The 22,781-nt window shown below is 73.3% G+C and carries 20 protein-coding genes; 9 read left to right on the forward strand and 11 right to left on the reverse strand.

Annotated features, from left to right (window positions below; all coding sequences use genetic code 11):
* Window positions 1–29: 29 nt before the first annotated feature.
* Both FRAEUI1C_RS09390 and FRAEUI1C_RS09395 read right to left on the reverse strand, forming a co-directional pair.
* Window positions 30–1,793 carry a S8 family peptidase gene (locus tag FRAEUI1C_RS09390; protein ID WP_013423058.1) on the reverse strand — a complete coding sequence of 588 codons (1,764 nt, stop codon included), beginning with the start codon at window positions 1,791–1,793 and terminating at the stop codon, window positions 30–32.
* A 275-nt stretch (window positions 1,794–2,068) separates the two neighbouring features.
* The gene (locus tag FRAEUI1C_RS09395; RefSeq protein ID WP_013423059.1) at window positions 2,069–3,526 is read right to left on the reverse strand and encodes an aminotransferase-like domain-containing protein; all 1,458 of its coding nucleotides are present in this window, start codon (window positions 3,524–3,526) and stop codon (window positions 2,069–2,071) included.
* A 108-nt stretch (window positions 3,527–3,634) separates the two neighbouring features.
* Between FRAEUI1C_RS09395 and FRAEUI1C_RS09400 the strand changes: the two genes are divergently transcribed.
* Window positions 3,635–3,787: a hypothetical protein gene (locus FRAEUI1C_RS09400; protein ID WP_013423060.1), complete on the forward strand. Its 153-nt coding sequence runs from the start codon at window positions 3,635–3,637 to the stop codon at window positions 3,785–3,787.
* A gap of 149 nt (window positions 3,788–3,936) precedes the next feature.
* Here FRAEUI1C_RS09400 and FRAEUI1C_RS09405 read toward each other — a convergent pair whose 3' ends face one another.
* The 5 genes from FRAEUI1C_RS09405 to FRAEUI1C_RS09425 all read right to left on the reverse strand — a co-directional run bounded on the left by FRAEUI1C_RS09405 (window position 3,937) and on the right by FRAEUI1C_RS09425 (window position 9,438).
* Window positions 3,937–4,815 carry an MHYT domain-containing protein gene (locus tag FRAEUI1C_RS09405; RefSeq protein ID WP_232425358.1) on the reverse strand — a complete coding sequence of 293 codons (879 nt, stop codon included), beginning with the start codon at window positions 4,813–4,815 and terminating at the stop codon, window positions 3,937–3,939.
* 279 nt (window positions 4,816–5,094) lie between these two features.
* Window positions 5,095–6,021, reverse strand: a complete 927-nt coding sequence (locus tag FRAEUI1C_RS09410; protein ID WP_013423062.1) for a cyclase family protein — start codon at window positions 6,019–6,021, stop codon at window positions 5,095–5,097.
* A 22-nt stretch (window positions 6,022–6,043) separates the two neighbouring features.
* Window positions 6,044–7,198, reverse strand: coding sequence for a thiolase family protein (locus FRAEUI1C_RS09415; protein WP_013423063.1), 1,155 nt, complete (start codon window positions 7,196–7,198; stop codon window positions 6,044–6,046).
* Window positions 7,195–8,364 (reverse strand): thiolase family protein, encoded by a 1,170-nt coding sequence (locus FRAEUI1C_RS09420; RefSeq protein ID WP_013423064.1) that lies wholly within the window; start codon window positions 8,362–8,364, stop codon window positions 7,195–7,197. Before FRAEUI1C_RS09420 ends, FRAEUI1C_RS09415 begins: the two co-directional genes overlap by 4 nt.
* Window positions 8,365–8,406: 42 nt before the next feature.
* Entirely contained in the window at window positions 8,407–9,438 is a 1,032-nt protein-coding gene (locus tag FRAEUI1C_RS09425; RefSeq protein ID WP_041259117.1) for a Zn-ribbon domain-containing OB-fold protein, read from the reverse strand.
* A gap of 337 nt (window positions 9,439–9,775) precedes the next feature.
* On the opposite strand from FRAEUI1C_RS09425, the gene FRAEUI1C_RS09430 reads away from it, so the two are divergent.
* From FRAEUI1C_RS09430 to FRAEUI1C_RS09445, 4 genes are read left to right on the forward strand one after another with little or no spacing between them, the layout of a single operon-like run.
* The gene (locus tag FRAEUI1C_RS09430) at window positions 9,776–12,013 is read left to right on the forward strand and encodes a branched-chain amino acid ABC transporter permease (RefSeq protein WP_013423066.1); all 2,238 of its coding nucleotides are present in this window, start codon (window positions 9,776–9,778) and stop codon (window positions 12,011–12,013) included.
* Complete coding sequence (locus FRAEUI1C_RS09435) at window positions 12,000–12,809, forward strand: ABC transporter ATP-binding protein (protein WP_049806862.1); 810 nt, start codon at window positions 12,000–12,002, stop codon at window positions 12,807–12,809. Before FRAEUI1C_RS09430 ends, FRAEUI1C_RS09435 begins: the two co-directional genes overlap by 14 nt.
* Before the next feature lie 26 nt (window positions 12,810–12,835).
* Window positions 12,836–13,621, forward strand: coding sequence for an ABC transporter ATP-binding protein (locus FRAEUI1C_RS09440; protein WP_049807142.1), 786 nt, complete (start codon window positions 12,836–12,838; stop codon window positions 13,619–13,621).
* Window positions 13,618–14,046: a hypothetical protein gene (locus FRAEUI1C_RS09445; RefSeq protein WP_013423069.1), complete on the forward strand. Its 429-nt coding sequence runs from the start codon at window positions 13,618–13,620 to the stop codon at window positions 14,044–14,046. The genes FRAEUI1C_RS09440 and FRAEUI1C_RS09445 overlap by 4 nt, the downstream gene beginning before the upstream one ends.
* Window positions 14,047–14,301: 255 nt before the next feature.
* Here the strand turns inward: FRAEUI1C_RS09445 and FRAEUI1C_RS39430 are convergent, their stop codons facing one another.
* Together FRAEUI1C_RS39430 and FRAEUI1C_RS09455 are read right to left on the reverse strand one after the other, a co-directional pair.
* Entirely contained in the window at window positions 14,302–15,480 is a 1,179-nt protein-coding gene (locus FRAEUI1C_RS39430) for an RNA polymerase sigma factor (RefSeq protein WP_013423070.1), read from the reverse strand.
* A 51-nt stretch (window positions 15,481–15,531) separates the two neighbouring features.
* Complete coding sequence (locus FRAEUI1C_RS09455; RefSeq protein WP_013423071.1) at window positions 15,532–17,004, reverse strand: NsdA family TPR-like regulatory protein; 1,473 nt, start codon at window positions 17,002–17,004, stop codon at window positions 15,532–15,534.
* A gap of 211 nt (window positions 17,005–17,215) precedes the next feature.
* On the opposite strand from FRAEUI1C_RS09455, the gene FRAEUI1C_RS09460 reads away from it, so the two are divergent.
* The gene (locus FRAEUI1C_RS09460) at window positions 17,216–17,641 is read left to right on the forward strand and encodes a PPOX class F420-dependent oxidoreductase (protein WP_013423072.1); all 426 of its coding nucleotides are present in this window, start codon (window positions 17,216–17,218) and stop codon (window positions 17,639–17,641) included.
* A gap of 31 nt (window positions 17,642–17,672) precedes the next feature.
* On the opposite strand, the gene FRAEUI1C_RS09465 is transcribed toward FRAEUI1C_RS09460, so the two are convergent.
* A complete protein-coding gene (locus FRAEUI1C_RS09465) occupies window positions 17,673–18,824 on the reverse strand; it encodes a M56 family metallopeptidase (RefSeq protein WP_013423073.1) in 1,152 nt (383 codons plus the stop codon).
* The gene (locus tag FRAEUI1C_RS36075; RefSeq protein WP_232425359.1) at window positions 18,825–19,466 is read right to left on the reverse strand and encodes a BlaI/MecI/CopY family transcriptional regulator; all 642 of its coding nucleotides are present in this window, start codon (window positions 19,464–19,466) and stop codon (window positions 18,825–18,827) included.
* A 204-nt stretch (window positions 19,467–19,670) separates the two neighbouring features.
* Here FRAEUI1C_RS36075 and FRAEUI1C_RS09475 point away from each other — a divergent pair, with 204 nt between their 5' ends.
* From FRAEUI1C_RS09475 to FRAEUI1C_RS09485, 3 genes are all read left to right on the forward strand, one after another.
* Entirely contained in the window at window positions 19,671–20,432 is a 762-nt protein-coding gene (locus tag FRAEUI1C_RS09475) for a TetR/AcrR family transcriptional regulator (protein ID WP_013423075.1), read from the forward strand.
* A gap of 323 nt (window positions 20,433–20,755) precedes the next feature.
* A complete protein-coding gene (locus FRAEUI1C_RS09480) occupies window positions 20,756–21,919 on the forward strand; it encodes an acyl-CoA dehydrogenase family protein (protein ID WP_041259120.1) in 1,164 nt (387 codons plus the stop codon).
* Window positions 21,912–22,736: an SDR family oxidoreductase gene (locus FRAEUI1C_RS09485; protein ID WP_013423077.1), complete on the forward strand. Its 825-nt coding sequence runs from the start codon at window positions 21,912–21,914 to the stop codon at window positions 22,734–22,736. The genes FRAEUI1C_RS09480 and FRAEUI1C_RS09485 overlap by 8 nt, the downstream gene beginning before the upstream one ends.
* Window positions 22,737–22,781 lie beyond the last annotated feature (45 nt).

Consider the following 22,781-nt stretch of genomic DNA (forward strand, 5'->3'; position numbering starts at 1 on the left):
TCCCTGTCGCGGTCAGGCCATCACCGTGCTCAGCGCAGCTTGGCCACGTTCGCGGCGCTGATGATGCCGTACCCGTAGAAGCCGTTGTCCTTGACCGTGCCCTGGCAGACCGGCGCGTAGCCGGCGTTCTGGGGCTCGGGGTACTGGTTGGCGGCCGGGCAGGCCGTCGGCGTGGCCGTCTGTTCGAGCGCCCGCGTGACCGTCTTCGGGTCGAGCGTCAGCCCGCCGTGGGCCCGGTCGGGGCGCCCGAGCTGGCTGACGATGAGCGCCGCGACCCCGACCGCGTGCGGGGAGGCCATCGACGTTCCCTGCAGGTACTGGTAGTACGACGTGACGCCCTTGCTGTCGTCGCGGATGACGAACGGGGTCGTCGGGTTGCCCGCGCTGTCGATGTCGCCGACCGCGCTCGCGACGTTCTTCGGGTAGGCGGCCAGGATCAGGTTCCCCGGGGTGCGGAACGTCGCCGAGCCGTACTGGTCGTCGTAGTCACCGCCGGGTGCCGCCACCGTCGTGTGGGTCAGGCCGTAGTTGCTGAAGTACGACAGCCGCTTGGACGGGCCGACCGCGTTGACGGACAGGACGCCCTTGGCCTCCGACGGCATCGACAGGCACGAGTTGTCGATGACGCGCGAGTGCGCGGCCGTCCCGCTCTGCGGGTACGGGTAGTCCGGGCTGGTGTCGTCCGACGAGAGGTGGTCGAGGTCGGTCGACTCGTTGCCGGAGGCCGCGATCAGCGTGACGTTGTGGGCCGTCGCGTAGCCGACCGCGCGCTGGGTGGCCGTGATGATCGTGCGCTGTTCGGCCTGCTGCTGCGGGGTGTCGGCCGGGTTCGCCGTGCAGTTGAACAGCCACGGGTCGGTGTAGAACGACATGTTGACCACGTCGACGCCGATGTCGCCGGCGTACGTGATCGCGTCGATCGTGGGCTTCAGGAAGAAGAAGCCCGCGTCCTGGCCGGCGCGGATGTTGACCAGCTGCACGTTCGGCGCGACGCCCGCGATGCCGAGGCCGTTGAGCGGCGAGGCGATGGTGGACGCGACGTGGGTTCCGTGGCCGTCGTCGTCCTCGTTCACCGGGTCGACGCAGGACGGGTGCTCACACGGCCCGTCCATCTCCTCCCCGGAGACCGGGTCGGTCGGGATGTCCGTGACGAAGTTGCGGGACAGCTTCGCGTTGAAGTTCGGCGCGATGTCCGGGTGGGTGCCGTCGATGCCGGTGTCGATGACGCCGACCAGCACGCCCCTGTTGCCCGGCTGCGACTTGTACGAGCCGGTCGTCGTGGCGCCGATCATCTGCATGTCCCACTGCGCGCCCGCGAGCGGCTCGGCGGCCGGCGTGGGCTTGCCGGGCGGGCCCCAGTGGCTGGGCGCGCCGCCCGCCCGGGAGGAGTCGCGCTCCTTCTGGGTGAAGGAGTCGCCGGGGTCGGTCGAGCCCGTGCCGGCCGCGTCCGGGACCGCGTAGCCGATCGGGGAGTTCGGGGCGGCACCGACGAGCGCCGCGTTCCGGTCGGCCTTCGCCTCGAACGCGGGGTCGGTCGAGGTGATGGTCGCGAGGCCCACCTTGGCGTTCTCGGACACCACGGTCCCGCCGAGCGTGGCGATCGCCGCGCGGGCGGACTGGGCCGAGCCGGCGTAGACGACGACGTAGGTCCTGGCCGCGGCGGCGTTGGCCGGGCCCGGCAGCGCGACGGCGGCCGGGACGGCGAGGAGGGCCGCGACGAGGGCTGCCTGCCTGGTCCGGCGCCCTCGGCCGGTACGGCGGTCCTGGGGAGGGGATGTGGGGGAGCTGCGCATGAACACGGTCACCTTTATGGGGGCGGAATGCGCTTGATCCGACGGATCCGCGTTCGACACCGTAGTAGAAGCATCGTGATAGGGCCACCAGATGTGGCCGGTTTTGAGGATCCGTCGTCCGTATGCCACGGGGGGCGCACCGCCAGCACGCCCCACAGGGTCAGGGTAGTTGCGCCGATGTTTCCGCGGTTTCCCGGAGGCTGATTTCCCCCTCGAACGGTGGGCCGATTGGAATTGCGCGATTTCCCGTCGACGGCCCGTCGGCGAGCGGTACGTCAGCCCACCAGCGCCCCGGTCTCGATCGAGCCGGCGCTGGCGTGGACCGCCTCGGCCAGCAGGGCGACCGCGGTCGGGATGTCCTGCTCGCCGATCCCGGCCACGCACAGCCGCAGGTGGCTGGAGTCCTGCTCGCCGACGACGAAGTACCGGCCCGGGATCACCGACACCCCGAGGCGCGCGGCCCGGGTCGCGACCACCTGGTCGTCGGTGCCCCGCGGCAGCCGCAGCCACAGGCTGATCCCACCGTGCGGGTTCTCGAACGAGCAGTCCGGCAGCTCGGCGGCGAGCGCCGCCGTCAGCGCCGCCATCCGCACCCGCAGCGCCGTCGAGACGGCCCGCACCTGGGCCGCCCAGCCGGGGCCGGTCACCATCTCGATGGCGGTGTGCTGCAACGGCGTCGGCACGAAGAAGTCGTCGACCTGGCGCATCGCGGCCAGCCGGTTCATCACCGGCCCCCGCGCCACCAGCGCGCCGACCCGCAGGCTCGGCGCCAGGATCTTCGTCAGTGAGCAGATGGTGATGACGTGCCCCGCGTCGTCGTCGCGCCACAGCGGTGGCGGCGCGAGCTGGCCGTGACCGAGCCACCGGGAGAAGTCGTCCTCGACGATGAAGGCGCCGGCCTTCTCGCAGATGTCGAGGACGGCGCGGCGCCGGTCATGCGCGAGCACCGCGCCGGTCGGGTTGGCGTACGTGGGCTGCAGGAACAGCAGCCGGGCCGAGGTGGCCGCGAACGCCCGCTCCAGCAGCTCCGGGCGCACCCCGTCCGCGTCGGTCGGCACCGGCACGGGGACGAGGCCCGCGCTGCGCGCGACGGCGAGCGCGCCGTGGTAGGTCGGGACCGCGAACAGCAGCGGGCTGCCCGCCGGCAGGAGCGCGCGGAACGCGGCCGACAGCGCGCCCTGGGCGGCCGGGGTGATCAGCACCTCGCTGGGGTCGGCGCCGACCTGCCGGCCGAACCAGCTCCGCAGCTCGGCGACCCCCATCGCCGGGGGAGCGGCCCAGGCGTCCGGGCGCCGCACCGCGCGGGTCGCCGCGGCCGCGAGCCTGCTGTCGGCCCGCAGCGACGCGTCCAGGTAGCCCGCACCCAGCTCGAACCCGTGGACGCTCGCGCGGCCCAGGACCAGCTCGACCCCGCCGGACCCGGCGACGGGGCTCGCGCCCAGCGCCACCTGCTGCCAGTCGGTGTCCCCGACGCGGGGAGTGCGGCGGGCCGCGACGAACGTGCCGGCGCCGGGCCGGGTCACCAGAGCCCCTTCGGTCACCAGCCGGGCGAGCGCGCGCTGCACGGTCACCGGCCCGACGCCGAGGCGCTGCTGCAGCTCGCGGGTGCTGGGCAGCCGCGCCCCCACGGCGCGGGCGTCCGCCAGCGCGCGCAGCTCGTCGGCGACCTTCTCGACACTGCCGGTGTCGGTACGGCCAGCGGTGCCGGTACGGCCAGTGCTACTATATTTCATGAGAAGACAAGATAGCGCTATCGGCCTGATCCCGTCATCCGCTTTCCGGCGACAGGCCTGGACGCTGTCCAGCCGGCCCGCGACGGGCCGCGCCGCCGGCGGCGCGCGGTGACCGCCGCGCTGACCGCCGCCGTGGTCGTCGGTCTGCTCGTGGCGGGCGGTCTCCTGTCCTGGCTGCTCGGGCCTGACACCAGGGATGCCGACTACGGGCTGCGTACGCCCAGCCCCCGTGACGATTCCATCGGATCCCGGTTTCCGTGACCCGGCGCCGCCGCGCGCGCTGCCCGTGCCGGGCCCGGAGAACGACTGAAGGGCCGGAGGCGATAGCGCTTCCGGCCCTTCAGCCCAGCTGTGCTACTGCGCCGGACCGCGCCGCTGGGCGCGGCGGAGGCCCGATCGTCCGTCCGGGGTCACCGCCGCCCGGCGAACAGGTCCGGACTGCCCGGGTCGGCGCCGCGCGCGGCCGCCTGCTCGGCCGGCCGGCCGGTGGGAATGGGCACGGGCCCGGTCGCATGCCGGCCGCCCGCCCGGCCCAGGGCGAGGTCCGCGTGGTTCTCGTTGATCGTGTTGAACGCCGCGAAGATCACCAGGATGAGCACGGTGAAGGCGATCACGCAGACCAGGAAGGTGAGCGAGATCGGGTCCGCCCCTGAGTCCTGCCGCGGGGTCCTGGTGACCGCGATGGTGGTGGCCGCCATCGCGGTGTAGTGCATCCCGCAGACCGCGGCCGCCATGACGGCGCTCGCCGCGATGACGTGCTGGACGGTCCTGACCCGGAAGGCGATCCAGAGGGCGGCCAGCGCGGCCACCACGGCGATCGCGAGCGACGCGGCCACCAGCTTCGGGTCGTACCTGACGGAGCTGCCGACCCGCATGGCGGCCATGCCGGTGTAGTGCATCGCGCCGACGCCGGCTCCGGTGAGGATGCCGGCGAACAGCAGCCGGGCCTTGTTCCGTGGATTGGCGCCGACGATGGCGAGACCAATCGCCGAAACGACGATGGCGATAAGCAGCGAAAGCGCGGTCAGGGGCAGGTCGTAGACGATCTCGCGGTCGTCGACGTGGTAACCGAGCATTCCAATGAAGTGCATGGACCAAATGGCCCCACCGCCCAGCGAGATCGCCGAGGCCACGATCCAGCGGAACCGCGCCGCGCCGTGCGCCGACGGGATCCGGACGGCGCTGACCAGCGCCGCGAACGAGCCGACCAGCGCGAAGACGACGGAAGTGATCACGAAAACGATGTCGTCACTGCCATGCTCGTGCGCCAGCTGAGCAGCTACGGTCACTTTCTTCCCCCCAAGGGTGCAATACGTCTGACTCGTTGCTAGCACACACCGGGTGAGGGGGTCGTTCGGCGCCGAACGCGGCATCTTGACTTGCCGCTCTGCGCGGTCGTCCGTGTGACGAACGTAGCTGTTTGATCGTGCAACCACCGGCCGGATATGCCTGGGTGTAGAACCCCGTTGCAATCCGTGCCAGACCTGTCTGCCCGATGGTGGGGCCAAGAAGACGGCGCCGCGAACCAGCGTTGGGCGGGCGCTCAGCGCCTGTTCCGGCCAACCGCCTTATTTGATCGCGACCGGTGCCACCATTCCGCCGAGTCCGTTGGCCAACGGTTCCGGGGTCGCCGACAGGAAGAAGGTGTAGATCCCGTCATCGGCGCAGTCGGCCGCGAGTGCCTCCAGGTCGAAGTTCTGTCCCTGGGTCAGGCCCATCTCGACCAGGTGCAGCAGGTGCACCGGCAGCGGCGCGTCGTCCCGCTCCCAGGGGAAGACCTCGAAGACGACCGTGTCGGTGGCGGCCGCGGCGACATCGTGCTCGCGCATCCACTCGACGGAGCGCAGCGACAGCCCGGCCACCGGCGCCAGGTAGCCCATCTTGTCGCCGGCGTGCAGCAGCCGCATCTGGCCGGTGCGCACGAGCACCAGGTCGCCGGGCTCGACGGCGACCCCGGCGAGGTCGGCCGCGGCGGACAGGTCGTCGCTGCTGATCGCGTAGCCCGAGTCCAGCCGCTCGACGCCCAGGGCCCGGGCGACGTCGAGCAGCACGCCGCGCCCGAGGATCGGCCCGGCCTTGTCGATGCCACACCGGGCGGCCCCGGCCGCGGTGACCGTAGCCGCGCCGAAGCCGTTGTAGATCCGCCCGTCGTAGGACGCGTGCGCCAGCGCGTCCCAGTGCGTCGCCGCCTGCACCCCCATGACGACCATGTCGTCGGAGAAGCAGACCTGCGACGCGTCGCCGGTCAGCGGCTCGTTCAACGAGATCATCGTGCGGATCGGGTTGATCCGGCCGGGGATGAACCCGAGCTGGGGGCCGTTCTGGGACAGCGGGAGCGCGAGCGAGAAGCGCTTCCCGGTCCGCGCGGCGGCCACCCCCCGGCGGACCGCCTCGTCGGTCAGCAGGTTCAGCGTGCCGCGCTCGTCCTCGGTACCCCAGCGGCCCCAGTTGTTGACCTTCCTCGCGAGCGCGTGGAACTCCTCGGGCAACGGCACCGGCGATCTCCTCGGTTCGGGGTCACAACGAGGATCGGACGATCCACATCGCGAAGTACTGGGCGCCGCCGCCGTAGGCGTGGCCCAGCGCGGTGCGGGCGCCGTCCACCTGGTGCTCCCCGGCCCGGCCGCGCACCTGCAGCGCGGCCTCGGCGAACCGCAGCATCCCGGACGCGCCGATCGGGTTCGACGACAGGACACCGCCGGACGGGTTGACCGGGAACGACCCGCCGATCTCCGTCTCGCCCGCCTCGATCAGCTTCCACCCGTCGCCCAGGCCGGTGATGTCGTGCCCCTCCAGCCACATCGGCTCGTACCAGCTGAACGGGACGTAGAGCTCGGCGACGTCGATCTCGTCGATCGGGTTGGTGATCCCGGCGGCCCGGTACAGGTCGTGGGCGCAGTCGACCCCCGCCTGCGGGCGGACCGGGTCGCGGCTCGGGAACGAGGTCGGCTCGCTGCGCATCGCGGTCGCCGCGACCCAGGCCGGCGGGTTCCCGCGGGCCGCGGCGTCGCGGCCGCCGGCCTCGTCGGTCAGCACCAGCGCGCAGGCGCCGTCGGAGGACGGGCAGGACTCCAGGAAGTGCAGCGGGTCCCACAGCACGAACGAGTCGCGGACCTTCTCCATCGAGATGTCGGCGATCTTGAGATGCGCGTACGGGTTCTTCAGCGCGTTGCGCCGGTCCTTGACCGCGACCTGCCAGCCGATGTGCTCCGGCGCGCCGGAACGGCGGATGTAGGAGCGGATCCAGGGCGCGAAGATGCCGCCCGCGCCCATCGAGCCCGACTTCCCGCCGGACAGCCCCCACTGGGCGTTGCCCTCGGACTGCTTCTCGAACGCGACCGCGAGCACCCTGCGGTGCCGGCGGGCGTGGATCAGGTGGGACGCGACGATGGCCGTCGAGCCGCCGACGCTGCCGGCCGTGTGCACCCGCATGATCGACTTCCCGGCCGCGCCCAGCGCGTCGGCCAGATACAGCTCGGGCATCATGACGCCCTCGAACGCGTCCGGCGCCTTGCCGATCACGACGGCGTCGATGTCGGGCCAGTCGAGCCCGGCGTCCTCAAGGGCCCGGCTCGCCGCCTCCCGGACCAGGCCCGCGAGCGAGACGTCGAGGCGCTTGCTCTTGTGGTGTGTCTGGCCGATCCCGATGATCGCGCACGGCTCGCCGCTCATCGCGTCTCTCCTTGCGGCTCGCGCTCACCCGGTTCGCGGTTGAGCAGACAGACGAGGTTCTGCTGCAGGCACGGACCGGAGGTGGCGTGCGCCAACGCTCGGCCGTGGCCCTGCTCGCGGATCGACCGGGCGGCCTCGACGACCCGGACGAGCCCGGTCGCCATCACCGGGTTCGCGGCCAGCGCCCCACCCGACGGATTGACGACGCAGTCCGCCGGCAGGCCGAGCGCGTCCCGCAGGATGATCTCTTCGTGGCTGTAGGTCGCGGACAGCTCGGCGACCTCCACCGGCCCGCCCGTGCCGAGGCCGGCGGCCTGCGCGGCCTTCCGGGTCGACACCGAGTCGGTCAGGTCCCGCATGCCGGGCTGGTGCGGCTCGACGAAGTGCTCCAGGCCGGTGATCCACACCGGGCTGATCCCGTGCTCGGCGGCCAGCCGGTGCGCCACGGACGCCGTGGCCAGCACGAGCGCGCACGCCCCGTCCGTCACCGGCGATGCGTCGTGCTCCCGCAGCGGGGAGCGGACGTACTCGCCGGCCAGCAGCGCGTCGATCTCGGCGTCCGACGGCTCGCCGGGGCTCGCGGTCAGACCCTGGCCGGCCGCCGCGACCGCCGGGACCGCGTGGGGGTTGGCCGCCGCGGCCTGCCGGGCCCGCGCGGCGACGGCGGCCAGGTCACGCTCGGTCGCCTTCCCGGTGTCCAGCAGCGCCCGTGCCTGCAACGCCGCCAGCGACAGCGGGTCGACCCCGAGCGGCGCCAGGTAGTAGGGGTCGGTCTGCAGATTCAGCACCCGGGTGAGGTCGCCGGTCGAGGACTTACCCGAGCCGAAGACCAGCGCCGTGCGCTCGTCGCCGATCAGCAGCCGTACCCAGGCCTCGTGCAGCGCCCAGGCGCCGTCCATCTCGACGTGCGACTCGCGGATCGGTGGCCAGGCGCCGACCGCGTCGAGGTTCGCGACGAAGGTGAAGGTGCCACCGGACAGGTAGTCGGCGCTGCCGGAGCAGGTGAAGTCGATCTCTTTGCGGTCCAGCCCGGCGTTGACGAGGGCCCGGGTGACGACGTCCAGGCACAGCTGCACCTCGGTCGTCTCGGCGAACTCGCTCATCGGCGACAGGGCGTAGCCGACGATCGCGACCGGCTCGCCGAACACGCTCTCGTTGTCTGTCATGCACGCACCTCTGCGTTCACAGGTTTCGACGTCCCTGGCGAGCTAGAAGACCCGGTCCTGGTAGCTGTCGACGGGCATGTCCGGTTCGCCGGTCGGGCGCCAGCCGGAGATCGCGCCGGTGGTGGCGCCCCAGCCCCGGTTGCCGAACTCCTCGGCGCTGCGTTCGGCCTCGGGCAGCCAGACCGCCTCGACCCGCATGCCCGGCCGGACGTCGGCGTTGGCGACGTCGACGACGGGCTGCAGGCCCAGCAGCGCCTCGACCTCGTCGAGCAGCACCGAGACCCGCACGAACGGCTCGGTCTCCTTCTGGCCCGGGTACGCCACCGGGGTGACGATCGTGAAGTTCGTGACGACGCCCCGGTCGGGCAGCACCAGGTCCTGGCTCTCGTCGAGCGGGATCCCGTCGATCGGGCAGAAGTCGCGGGGCGGCGCGTAGACCTTCGCGCAGGTCGGGCAGCGCTGGCCGATCAGCTTGCCGCCCATCATCGAGCGGGCGTACCGCTCGCCGGCCGGGGCGAGCGCCTCCTTGTAGGTCAGCGACGACCAGAACTCCATCGTGGCCACCGGCTCGGCCGGTTCGGCCCCGGCCCGGGCCGCCGCGGTGGCGGCGTCGACGATCCCGGGGACGGCGTCGGTCGAACCGGCGGCCTCCTCCGGGATGAAGTACGCGAGGTCGTCCGGGCGGCCCTTCGGCTCGGCCCGGAACCGGGCGAGCACCCGCAGCCCGGTTCGCAGCGTGCCCTCGGGGGCGTCGACGACGTGCATCAGGCTGGTGTCGGCCCCGTCGAGCTGGATCAGCGCGAAGGCGAACGGCCGGTCCAGCGGGTGGCGCGCGTCCGGCACCGGCACCCAGGTCCAGGACCGGACGGTGCCGGCCGGGCCGACGTCGACCAGCTCGCCCGAGGTGGCCGCGCCGGTGTCCGGGTCGTACTCCAGCGGCGGGCAGAGCACCCGGGCGCCGCTGCGGACACCGGTGATCCGGCCGGCGGCGAGCGCGGTGAAGTACCCGCCGACCACCGGGCCGAGGCTGCGGCGGTAGGGGAACTCGACGGTGTTGGTGACGATCCTGGGCACGGTCGCTGCCCCGGGGGTCGCAGGGCTTTCGACCTCGGATGCCCCAGCTGACACGGGCAAGGCTGCCTCCTGGCATCGCGTCCGCCCGGGGCACGCGCCGGCCGGGCGGGGGAGCGACGGATGAACGTGTCGACGGACGAGTCGCGACGAGAACGTGTTCTGTTTCTACCGCAGAACAGGAACAGGTTCTAGTCGACCGCCCGGAAATCGTTGCATGATCGATTGAGAACGTGTTCTATGTCTTCACGCGAGGCTGTGGCGTGGGCCACAATGATCGCCGTGGGGGCCGTCCGAGCGGGCCGCGGCCTGGTCGACAGGGGAGACGGGAGGTCGGCGCGTGCACGAGTTCCTGGTCTTCACGATCAGTGGCCTGACGACGGCCGGGATCTACGCGATCAGCGCGTCCGGGCTGACCCTCACCTACGTCACCACCGGTGTGTTCAACATCGCCCACGGCGCGACCGGCATGCTCGCGGCCTTCGCCTACTGGCAGCTGCGCTACGGGTGGGGCTGGCCGACCCCGGTGGCGCTGGTGCTGTGCGTGTTCGTCGCCGCCCCCCTGTTCGGGCTGCTGCTGGAACGGGTGGTGATGCGCCGGCTCGCCGGCGCCCCCGAGACGACCAGGCTGGTCGTCACCGTGGCGGTGCTCGTCGTCCTCGTCTCGGTCGACCAGTGGATCTGGGACCCGAGCGAGTTCCGCAGCTCGCGGGAGCTGTTCGCCGGCAAGGGCGTCCATTTCGGCGGCATCCAGGTGCCCTACAACGACCTGGTCGTCCTGCTGGTCGCGGCCGCCGTCGCCGGCGCGCTGTGGCTGCTGTTGCACCGCAGCCGCGCCGGCATCGCGATGCGGGCCCGGGTCGACGACCCGGCCCTCGCGACGCTCAACGGCGCCAGGCCGCGGTCGTCGGCGCGGCTCGCCTGGATGATCGGCACCGCGCTCGCGGCTCTCGCCGGCATCCTGATCGCGCCCAAGCTGACCATGTCGGCCATCCCGCTCACCCTGCTCATCGTCAACGCCTACGCGGCCGCCGTCATCGGCCGGCTGCGCAGCCTGCCGATGACGTTCGCCGGCGCGCTCGTCGTCGGGCTGCTGTCCGACTACGCCGTCGGCTACGTGCCGAAGATCAGCTACGGCCAGCAGTACCTGCGGGGCGTGCTGCCGGTGGTGCCGGTGCTGGTCCTGCTGGTCGCGCTGCTGGTGCTGCGGGCGTCGCGGCTGCGCGGCCGGCCGTCGCTCGCCGTCCGGGAGATCACCCCGACGCCGACCTGGACCGGCGGGCTGTGGTTCTGCACCGCGGTCCTGTTCGCCGCGCTGATCGCCGCGACGACGATGCGCCCGGCGGACCTGTTCGCCTCCACCTCGATGTGGGGGCTCGCGATCGTCGGCCTGTCGATGGTGCCGCTGGTCGGCTACGCGGGCCGCATCTCGCTGTGCCAGCTGAGCTTCGCCGGGATCGGCGGCGCGGTCGTCGCGCACGCCGGTCACGGCGGCAACCCGGCGGCCCTGCTGCTGGCCGCCGTCGTCGCGGCCGTCGTCGGGGCGGTCGTGTCGCTGCCGGCCCTGCGCCTGTCCGGGATCTACCTGGCGCTGCTGACCGGCGCGTTCGCCGTCACGCTGGACAACTGGATCTTCCAGCTGCCGGCGTTCACCGTCGCCGGGCACCACTTCGACGTGTTCGAGGGCGGCACGCTGTCCGCGGACCGGCTGCGGCTCGGCGCGCTGCACACCGACTCCTCGAAGGCGTTCTTCTTCGCCGGCGCGGTGCTGTTCGTCGTCGCGGCCCTCGTCGTCATCGCGGTGCGGCGCAGCGAGCTCGGCCAGCGGCTGATCGCGGTCAAGGAGAGCCCGGCGGCGTCGGCCACGCTGGGGATGAACGTGCGGCTGACGACGCTGGTCGTGTTCACCGTCTCGGCCGCGATCGCCGGGCTCGGTGGCGGGGTCTACGCCTCGGCGGTGCGCTCGACCACCGCGGACGCGTTCAGCTTCTTCACCGGCCTGACGCTGCTGCTGCTCGTCGTGGTCGGCGGGGTGAGCTCGATCGGCAGCGGCCTGGCCGCCGGCGTGCTGCTCGGCAGCGCCGCCGTCAGCAGCGCCGCGGGGGACTCGGCCGGGAGGGTCACCGCGACCGTCACCGGCCTGGCCGCGCTCGCGCTGGCCGCCAACCCGAACGGACTGATCCCTTCGGTGCTGCGGCCGGCGTACGAGCCGGTGCGCCGGGCACCCGTCGTGCTCGGTGGGGCCGTCGGCGTCGTCGCGCTGTGCTGGGCACTGGAGCTGGCCGACGCCATCACCGGGGGGCTGTTCCTCGCGGTCGTCGTGGTGGTCGCCGTCGCGGCGCCACTGGCCGCCCGGGCCGTCGTCGGTGCCGCCGCCGTCCCGGCGGACCGGGCACCGGCCGCCGCCGGAGCCCTGGCGTCGGTCGAAGGGCCGGACGCCGGGCTGTCGGGCCCGCTGGAATGGCTCGGCTTCGACGCGCCGGTCAGCCGGGCCGACCTCGAGGTGCTCGACGCCCGGCTCGCGCTGGACACCGTCGACCCCGGTCCGCCACGGGAGGTCCGCGTTGGTGTTGCTTGAGATCCGCGACGTGACGGTCCGTTACGGCGGGCACGTGGCGCTGAACGGGGTGAGCCTCGGCGTCGAGGCCGGCCGGGTGACCGGGCTGATCGGCCCGAACGGCGCGGGGAAGACCACGCTGTTCAACGTCCTGACCGGTCTGCTCGCCCCCAGCTCCGGGCAGGTGCTGCTCGACGGCGAGGACGTCACGCGCCTGGCCCCCTATCGGCGGGCTCGGCGGGGCATGGCCAGGACCTTCCAGATCCTGGAGCTGTTCGGCCAGCTCACGGTGCTGGAGAACGTGCAGCTCGCCGCCCGGCTGCGCCGCCGCTCGCCGGGCCGCCACTCGCGGGCCGGCACCGCGTGGCCGGGGGGTCCGGACTCCCTCGACCCGCGAGCCCTGCTCGACCGGGTCGGCCTGGGCGCGGTGGCCGACCGGCGGGCCGACACGCTGCCGACCGGTCAGGGCCGGCGTCTCGAGCTCGCCCGGGCGCTGGCCGTCCGGCCCCGGGTACTGCTGCTCGACGAGCCGGCGAGCGGCCAGGACGAGGCGGAGACGGCCGCGTTCGGCGACCTGCTCGGCGAGCTCGCCGGCGAGGGCCTGGCGATCCTGCTCGTCGAGCACGACATGACGCTGGTCATGGGAGTGTGCGCGCACCTGTACGTCCTGGACTTCGGCAGCCTGATGGCCGAGGGCGGCCCGGCCAGCGTGCGGGCCGACCCGCGGGTGCGCGAGGCCTACCTCGGCACCGTTCCCGGGCAGGACGACCCACCCGAGGCGTTGGCCCCCGCCGGGCACATCGTGGAGCAGCGGTGATCGCGGGGCTGCGCCAGCGGCGGCCCGTGGCCACGTCGCCCGACCGGACGCCGGCCGCGACCCCCGAGGCGCCGTTGGTCGACGTCCGCGGGCTGCGGGCCGGCTACGGCCGGGTCGAGGTGCTGCACGGCGTGGACCTGTCCGTCGCGGCCGGGCAGGTGTTGGCGGTCCTCGGGCCCAACGGGGCCGGCAAGTCGACGCTGTTGCGGGTGCTGGCCGGCCTGCATCCGGCGGGCGGGGGCGAGGTCGTGCTCGGCGGGCGGCGGGTCACGGGGGCGGACCCGGTCGACCTCGCCCGCCGCGGGCTGTGCCTGATCCCGGAGGGGCGGGGCGTGTTCCCGAGCCTCACCGTCCGGGAGAACCTGCGGATGATGACCCACCGGCGCGCTGGGATGTCCGTCGCCGACGTGGAGGAGCGCGCGATCGCGCGGTTCCCGCGGCTCGGCCAGCGGCTGCACCAGCCGGCCGGCACGATGAGCGGCGGCGAGCAGCAGATGCTCGCCCTGGCCCGGGCGATCGTGGCCGAGCCGGCGGTGCTGCTGCTCGACGAGCTGTCGATGGGCCTCGCGCCCCGCGTCGTCGCCGAGCTGTACGCGACCGTGCGGGCGATCGCCGAGGAGAACGTGACGATCATCGTCGTCGAGCAGTTCGCCGCGACGGTCCTGGCCGTCGCCGACACCGCCGCGGTGCTGGTCGAGGGACGGATCGCGGCGGCCGGGCCGCCCGACGAGATCGCGGGCCGCCTGTCCGGCGCCTACCTGGGCGGCCAGCTCCCGCCCGACGCCACGACGATCGACGAGGTGAGATCGTGACGATCGAGACCACCAGCACCCCGACCGCCGTGGCCGGCGCGCCCGGCGACGGGGGCGAGGCCGCCCAGGCCGGCGGCACCGGTCCGGCCGGCGGTGCCGGCTCGGGGCCGGCCAGCCGTGCCGACGCGTTCCGCGCGGAGATGGCGACACTGCGCATCCGGGACCCGCGCGGCCGCCTCGACGGCCTGTTGCTGCGCGCCGGCGCCCTGCTGCTCGTGCTCGGGCCCGTGCTCGGGATCATCGCCTACTTCCTGTCGCACTCGACGACGAACCCGCTGCAGCAACGGGACGCGATCGTCCTCGGCACGGTCGGCATCTCGGTGACCGTGGTCGGCGCCGCGCTGTTCGTGCGGTACTCGCTGGCCGCGTTCCTGCGCTTCTGGCTCGCCCGCATCCTGTTCGACCGGGAGCACCCGCCGGCCTGAGCGTGCCGTCGGCCGGGCGGCCCCGCGGCCGGGAATAGCTGTCCTCATCGCGTGCGGGAAGACTCACGTGGGCGACGGCCCCGATGGTCGGGGTGCGCCGGCGGCCTGGCAGCCGGTGAGCCGCTCGACGCCGTCGAGTCGCGGCTGGGCCGGCGCGGCGGCGAGCGGCCGCGCCGGGCCGCGTCACCGGCCCGGACCGCCCATCCGGTCACCATGATCGTTGCCGCCGGCGCCGTTCGGCGCGTCGGGGACTGGTCAAGCCGGGGGGTGGTGCCGCCCGCCGGCCGGTTGGGGGTACCGCGCCGGTTCGGAGAATCCAGTCGGGATGGCGTTCGCTGGGGTTGCACCTGGCGTGGCGGTGGCTAGGGTACCGCCGTCGCCCTTGCCATTTCGGCCGTTCCCGTTGGCGCTCTGGCTGCCCTGACTGTTCCCGTTCCCCTGAGCGTTTTGGCTGTTGCTGTTGCTGTTTTGGCCGGTGGCAGTGGCGTTTTGACCGTTCCCGTTCCCGTTGCCGCTCTGGCTGCCGTTCCCGTTCCCGTTGGCGTTTTGGCTGGTGGCAGTGGTGTTTTGGCCGTTGCCGTTGCCGTTGCCGTTGCCGTTGCCGTTGCCCTGGCCGTTTCCGTTTCCGTTTCCGTTGGCGTTGCCGTTCTGGCTGCCCTGGCTGTTGCCGTTGCCGTTCTGCCTGGCCGGGTACGCCGGGGCAGCCGTCGGCGTCGCGGTGGCGGGCGGCGTGCCACAGTCCGTGGCCGTCGTGCCCGGGTCGCCGGTGATCAACCGGGGTGAATCGAGGCCGTCCATCGGCTTGCCGGGCTTCGGGGGCTTCTTGCTCGAGGAGGAGGCACAGAGAGGATCATGCGCGGCTGGCGCGGGTTCCGGAGTGGCCGGACCGATCGACTGTGGCCAAAGCCGCGTACCGGCGGTGGTCATGAGGTCAGCCCCGTAGCTCGACGGGGTGCTGGCGCGGTGGGATGGGGAGCCGCTGAACGGGACGGGAAGGGAGTCGGTGGCCATGGCGACCCCGCCGGCACCGGCCACCGCGGCCGCGGTGACGGCGGCCGCCAGAGCCCGCGTCGCCCGGCGCCTGGTCGCCAGCGCCGTGCCGGCCAGGGCGGTACCGGTCGACGTGATCCTGGGTAACGGGTGGACGGACGCTACGGCTGACCGCCGATATGCGGCTACCGCGGCCTCCTCGCCGGCGAGATCTTTCCCTTGTGCCGCCTCGGCCGTGACCGCGAGCAGATCCACGCGAAACTCATCGAGGGAACCGGCGATCCGTGGCCACAGCCGGGCCGCTGCCTGTGCCACCTCGGTCTCGTCATCCTCGTCGCCGCTGAGTTGCTGCAGGGAATGGATCAATCGCGGCTGGACGGCGCGGTAAAGATGCCGAAACGCCTCCTCGTCGCCGCGCCGTGCCGCCGCGATGGTATGCCGCAAATCGCTCGCGTCGCCATCCGTGCTTCTCGCTGGTCGCCTGCGAATGTCCGGTCACCACCTTCGGGATTTCTGGTCGTCCAGACTTCTCGGCTGGGCGACACTTCTGTCAACGCCGTCCGGCCGAACCGCGGCTGTTCGTCGCCATTTCTGGACCGCCACGGTGGGGTATTCGGCGAACTCCCGGTCAAGCTCCCGGAGCTTCTCGGTGACACGGAGGGAGGAGAGCCCCGCCCCCAGCCTGATCGCTGCGTAGGCGGCCTCCAGCGCGCCGTCCAACTCGGCGACCGGCCGTTGGAGGTAGGACAGCGCCAGATCGGCCTCCGCGAAACTGCGGCTACGGACGCGACCGCTGTCCTGCAGGGTCCTGGACTCGACCAACTGGCGTTCAGCCGGCAGGGCACGTCCGAGCAGCCGCAGACAGTGACCCGTACACTCCGCGACGTCGCCGGCGTTATAGTGACCGGCCCAGGCCGGGCCCTCCTCAGGCTCGGCGCGGCTTACGGCCTGCTCCAACGCCCTGAGCGCGGACGTGCAGCCGGCTTCGTCGCTGGAGCCTGCCAGTGCCCACGCCTGCCGGTCGTGCAGCATCGCCCGCACCAACGGTGCCGCCCCGTGCCCGGCACGGTCGAGCGCCGCTCCCGCCAGCGCGAGGCTCTGTCGACGATGGCCGAGCCGGATCATCTGTTCGCTCATCGCGGAGAGCACCCGCGCCGCGAGCATGGCGTCGCAGGCATGCTCGGCGAGGCCGAGTGCCTGAATGTAGTAACGCTGGGCCAGTGCCTGCCTCCCGCATTCCTGCGCCAACCAGCCCGCGAACTGGGCGAGTTCCGCGAGCGCGCTACAGAGTTCGGTGTCCGCCGTGCCAGCGGACGCCACCCGAAGCTGGTCGTGCAGGAGGGCCACGGCCTGGTGGCGGATGTCCCGAGCTCCGAACCGGGCATCCAGCCTGCGCAGCGCCGCCACCGTGTCTCTGATCATGGTCGCGCTGGCCCCGTCGACCGGGGCGTCGTGACCTCTCGCGACCGCGCGGCCCCGCGTGGGGGACGGTCTTCGGCCTGCGGCGCGGGGGATGATGCCCGTGAGGCTGGCCAGTGCCGGCTCGGCGAACGCGTTCGTCCTGAAGACGGTCCCGTCGGGTGCCGCGTCGACGCGTCGCACGTCCCGCGACGACAGTCCGGTGAGTGTGCCGATCGTCGCTTCCGGTGAGTTGGCGATGACCAGACCGAGATCCCGAACCGAGTCGTGGGTGCCTCGCCAGCCAAAGTCGGCCGGAGTGACCGGGTAGCCCACGGCGGCCGAGATCTCTGCCGCGGCCAGGTCCGCGACCAGGGGATCACGCGGGCGCATCCCCCGCCGCCAGTGCCCGACCGTGGTTCGCGCCAGCCCGAGTTCCATGTGGTGCTCGCGACGGGCACGCAGGTTGACCTGACGGGCGAACCGGGTGTCAGAGATGCCCGTCTCGGTCAGCAGCCGGGCGAACAGGCCGGACCCGAACGTGCTCTCCCTTGACGCCGAACTGGACATGCGACCCCCGCGGCGGGTGCTGCTCCGAAGTGGTGACAGGCGGGCATTTCGATCTCCCCGCGGACGCGAAGAGTAGTGGTCCAGTCGCGGACACGGAAGTAGGTGTGCACTGCCCTGGCTGACTGCGCGACCCCGGTTCATCACCTCGACCAGGGGTCCGGCGGCACCGTCGTGTGGTCGGCTGGCGACGTGCCCGTGGCAAGGTGGGGGCATGGTGGCGATGGGCGCGGGGGAGTGGCAGGCGTTCGCGGCGGCAGGGACGCGGACCGGGAAGCTCGCGACGGTGCGGGCGGACGGGCGGCCGCACCTGGCCCCGATCTGGTTCGTCCTCGACGGGGACGACATTCTGTTCAACACCGGCGCCGAGACGGTCAAGGGGCGCAACCTGCGCCGGGACGGCCGCGCGAGCCTGTGCGTGGACGACGAGACGCCGCCCTACTCGTTCGTGATCGTCAACGGCACCGTGACGGTGTCGGAGGATCTCGCCGAGGTGCGCCGGTGGGCGGCGGCGATCGGCGGCCGCTACATGGGCGCTGACCGGGCCGAGGAGTTCGGCCGCCGCAACGGCGTGCCCGGCGAGCTCCTGGTACGCCTCACCCCGACCAGCGTCCTGGCCGAACGGGCCGTCGCCGACTGACCGTCCGGTTCGGGCCGGAACCCGGTGCCGCTCAGGGCCCGAACTGGTCCTCGACGGTCAGAGCGACCCGCAACGGGGTGTGGACGTCGTAGACGATGTTGCCGGCCCACAGGCAGGAGCTCAGCGACAGGATCGCGGGGATCGTGACCAGCATCCGGTGGCTGCTGCTGGGCAGCGGCCGCAGCAGGGCGCTGACGCGGCGGGGGACCGGGCCTGGCTGGGCGGCCGGGCGCAGTCGGGCGTAGGGGGTCCGCCACCTGCTGGGGTAGCGCCTCGGGCGTTCGGTCAGCCAGGCGGGCGAGGTGATCCGCAGGGCGTGCGGTTCGACCGGGTGATGGCCGGACTGGTGGGCCGGGCACCTCGGGGTACCGGGCGTGGCCGCGGCGGCCCTGGCCGGCAGCCGCCGGGTCCGGTTCGGCTTCCCCGAGGACCGTGCCCCCGACGACCGCGCCCCGGACGTCGACCGGGCCGGGCCCGCGGCGGCGGTGGCCAGCGCGACGGCCCCGATGGTCCGCGCGACCAGCGCCCGGTCGCCGATCTCGAGCGCGGCCCGCTCGTCGGCCCAGCGTTCGACGCCGTACTCGACCAGCCGGGCGACCGGGCGCAGCAGCGGCTGGCCGGCGGCGGCGAGCCGGGCCGCGTCGACGTAGCGGTGATGGTGGCAGTCGAGGTGCGCCCGTTCGTGGGCCAGCACGACGCTGAGCTCGTCCGCGCTCAACGCGTCACGCAGCGCCTCGGTGACCACGATCCGGCCACGCGAGCCGGGCAGCGTGAACGCGTCAGGCTGCGTGCCGGGCACCATGACGACGAGGTCCTCACCGGGCAGCGCCGCGGCCTCGTCGCCGGCGGCCCGCACGGCCGCCCGCTGCCGGTGGAAGGCCCGGATCGCCGACACCGCGGCCACGATCGCGACGATCGCGAACGGGCCGGACAGCCACGCGTCCCGGCCGGCGTCGGCCCAGGCCTCGGTGGTCCAGCCACGCTTGCCGGTCTTCACGATCGCCGTCGTCGTGTGGATGCCGCTGGCGAACAGCACCAGCGCCGTGGCGACCGCCAGCAGGCAGGCCGAGACGGTGAACGCCACGACGGCGACCCCGGCGGCCACCCGGTCGGCGAGCAGCCGCATCACGAGCGTGCCCAGCAGCGGCGCGACGAGCGCGCACAGGACCAGCTCGCGGACCATTTAGCGTCCGGCCGGTATGCCGCCGGAGCCAGAGCCGTGCCCGCGCCGCCCGTCTCGGGCGTCAGGGGGCTGGGCCGACCCGTCCCAGCCGCGTTCCGCGCCGCCACCGTGCCCGGCGGAGCCCTCGGCGAGGAGCTGACGGATCAGCGCCTCGTCGCCGGGGGAGAGCGCGGCGACGAAGTGGGTCAGCGCCGGGCGGTGGTCGGCCTGCTCGTCGAGCAGCCGGTTCATCCGCCAGGCGACGAGGCTCGCGGCGTCGGACTGCGCCACGTAGAGGAACGCGCGGCCCGCGCGCCGGCGGGTCACGACGCCCTTGCCGTGCAGGCGGGTCAGCGTCGTCACGACAGCGCTGTAGGACAGGGCGGGGCCGCCGTTGAGCCGCTCCCGTACCTGGGCGGGCGAGAGCTCGCGGCGCGCGGTGTGCAGCACCGTGAGGATCTCCGCCTCCAGGGACCCCGGTGACCGGCGCCGGCCGCGCCCGGCCCCGACGGCCAGTTCCAATCCGGTCAACGCGCCGGCATGGTCTTCGAGGTCGTCAGCGCCGTAGGCGCCGGCCTCGGTGCGGCTCTCGTCCAGCAGGCCGGCCCCACCCAGGCGGTCGTCACCGGCATCGTCCGCGTTTGCGTCGGCATCGGATACCACGCCCACGACCATACGGACCGGGGCGACCTCTATGCGAGGGGTGGGGTCGTTACGGCGCGTCGAGTCGTGACTGCTCCGGGGTGTGGCGAACGCCGCGCACCTGCTCGGCCACGCTTCGCGCTCTCCGGTCCCTACGCTGGGTCCAGGGGCGTAGCTCGGTCAGCCGCCCGACCAAGCGCTTGGTTGACGGGCGATACTTTGCGGGTGGACACCTCATCGACCCGTGGCGGCGCCGCCAGCCGAACCGCTGACGGCGCGGGCGCCGTTCAGCCACCAGACGCCGTCGCTGGGACGGGGTCCGCCGCGGCGGCGCCGGCCGGGGGCGGCGCGCGGGCCGCCGGGCCGGGCCGGGCCGGTCGTTCCGGGCGGGCGGCCGCCGCCGGGGAGTCGGAGCGGCGCGCGGCCATCGTCGAGATCGCCGCCGGGCTGTTCGCGCAGCGCGGGTACCGGGCCACGACGGTCCGCGAGATCGCCGACGCCGCCGGCCTGCTCTCCGGCAGCCTCTACCACCATTTCGACTCCAAGGAGTCGATCATCGACGAGCTGCTGTCGAGCTTCCTCACCGAGCTGCAGGCCGAGTACGCCGCGATCGCGGCCGTTCCCGCGCGGCCGACCGACACGATCGCCGCCCTGGTCCGGTCGGCGTTCGCGGCGATCGCGCGGCACCGGGCCGCCGTCACCGTCTTCCAGAACGAGCGTGGCTACCTCGCGACGCTGCCGCGGTTCGGCTACCTGCGCACCTCCGAGGAAGCCAGCCAGCGGCTGTGGCTGGACGCGCTGCGGGCCGGCATCGCCGCCGGCGAGCTGCGCGCCGACCTCGACCCGAAGCTGACCCACCGGTTCCTGCGGGACGCGATCTGGGTGTCGGTGCACTGGTACCGCCCCGACGGGCGGCTGGCCCCGGACGAGCTGGCCGAGCACTTCCTCGCGACGGTCTTCGACGGCATCCGCGCCCGCCCCGCGTAGCCGCCGTCCGGCGGCCCGGCGCGCCATCGGGCCTTGATCGCTGCTTCAGCCCTCAAGTGGTTGTAATTCGAGCCGATTCACGACCGCCGGAGGGCGAAAACGGCGATCTTTGGTCGCGCGGCGCCGGATACGGACGTCCTGGGCTGACCGGGAGAAGGTAAACCAAGCGCTAGCTTGGGTGAGGCGCTAGCCTGACCCTCGTGGTGTCGACGGCGCGGCCCGCGGCCGCCAGGACAACTGCCGGCCGGGATGAGGCTGTGGCCCCGGGTGAGGCTGTGGACCCCGGTGAGGCTGTGGCCCCGGATGAAACCGGCAGTCGGGGCGTGGCCGGCGAGTCGGCTGGGTTCCGGGCCGAGGTGCGCGGCTGGCTCGCCGAGGCGCTGGCCGGCGAGTTCGGGGCGGCCCGCGGGCTGGGCGGGCCGGGGCGCGAGCACGAGGCGTTCGAGCTGCGGGCCGCCTGGGAGCGCCACCTCGCCGCGGCCGGCTGGACCTGTCTGAGCTGGCCGGAGGCCTACGGCGGTCGAGCGCTGTCGCTGGCCGACCAGGTGGTCTTTCACGAGGAGTACGCCCGCGCCGACGCGCCGGCCCGGGTCGGGCTGATCGGTGACGGCATGGTGGGCCCGACGCTCATCGCGTTCGGCACCGAGGACCAGCGCCGCCGCTTCCTGCCGCCGATCCGCGCCGGTGCGGCCCTGTGGTGCCAGCTCTACTCCGAGCCCGGCGCGGGCTCCGACCTCGCGGCCCTCACGACCCGCGCCCACCGCGACGGCGACGACTTCGTGATCAACGGCCAGAAGGTCTGGTCGTCGCTGGCCCACCAGTCCGACTGGGGCTTCGCGCTGGTCCGCACCGAGCCGGGCTCGCGGCGGCACAAGGGCCTGTCCTACCTGCTCGTGCCGATGCGCCAGCCCGGCATCGACATCCGCCCGATCGTCTCGATGACGGGGACCTCGGAGTTCAACGAGGTCTTCTTCGACGACGCCCGCACCCCGACCGCGAACCTGGTCGGGGCCGAGGGGGACGGCTGGAAGATCGGGATGGCCACCCTCGGCTTCGAGCGCGGCACCTTCACCGTCGGCCAGCAGATCGGCTTCAAACGCGAGCTGGAGCGGGTCATCGCCCTGGCGAAGCGCAACGGCGGCTGGGACCGGCCCGACCTGCGCGACCGGCTGGTCCGGGCCTGGATCGGGGTCGAGATCATGCGCTTCACCGCGCTGCGCACCCTGGCCGACTCCGCCGCGGACACCCCGCCCGGCCCGGCGTCGTCGATTGGCAAGCTGTACTGGTCCACCTGGCACCAGCGGCTCGGCGAGCTGGCGATGGACGTGCTCGGCGCGGACGGCCTGCTCGTCGAGGGCGAGCCCTACGAGCTGCGGCCCGAGCAGTCGCTCTTCCTGTTCAGCCGCGCCGACACGATCTACGCCGGGTCGAGTGAGATCCAGCGCAACATCATCGCCGAGCGAACGCTGGGGCTGCCACGTGCCTGACCCGAAGCTGACCACGAGCCCTGGTACGCCGCCGGCCTCGCTGGCCGCCCCCGAGCCGCCGCCCGGGCGGGACCTGTTGCGCGGCAAGGTCGTGCTGGTCACGGCCGCCGCCGGCACCGGCATCGGGTTCGCCACCGCCTGGCGCGCCGCGCTGGAGGGGGCGACGGTCGTCGTCTCCGACCATCACGTCCGACGCCTCGGCGAGGCAGCCGCCAGGCTCGAGGAGATCGCCGGCGAGGAGCCGCTCGCGGTCGCGTGCGACGTGCGCAGCGAGGAGCAGATCGGCGCGTTGTTCGAGGCCGTCTACGCGGCCCATGGCCGGCTCGACGTCCTGGTCAACAACGCGGGCCTCGGCGGCGACGTGCGGCTCACCGACATGACGGACGACCAGTGGGCGACCGTCCTGGACGTGACGCTGACCGGCACCATGCGGGCGACGCGGGCCGCGCTGCGCCGGATGCTGCCGGCCGGCGCCGGTGTGATCGTCAACAACGCCTCCGTCGTCGGCTGGCGGGCGCAGGCCGGCCAGGCCCACTACGCGGCCGCCAAGGCCGGCGTGATGGCACTGACCCGCTGTGCCGCGATGGAGGCCGCGCCGCACGGGGTCCGGGTCAACGCCGTGGCGCCGAGCCTGGCCATGCACCCCTTCCTGGCGAAGGTCAGCGACGCGGACTTCCTCGCCGAGCTCGCCAGCCGCGAGGCGTTCGGCCGCCCCGCCGAGCCCTGGGAGGTAGCGACCGTCATCGCCTTCCTGGCCAGCGACTACTCGACCTACCTGACCGGCGAGGTCATCTCCGTCAGCAGCCAGCACCCGTAGCCGCCGGGCAGCGGCGGTCCCTGGCGTGGCGCGGTGGGGCGTCCG

The sequence above is a fragment of the Pseudofrankia inefficax genome, from assembly GCF_000166135.1.
Classification (GTDB): Bacteria; Actinomycetota; Actinomycetes; order Frankiales; family Frankiaceae; genus Pseudofrankia; species Pseudofrankia inefficax.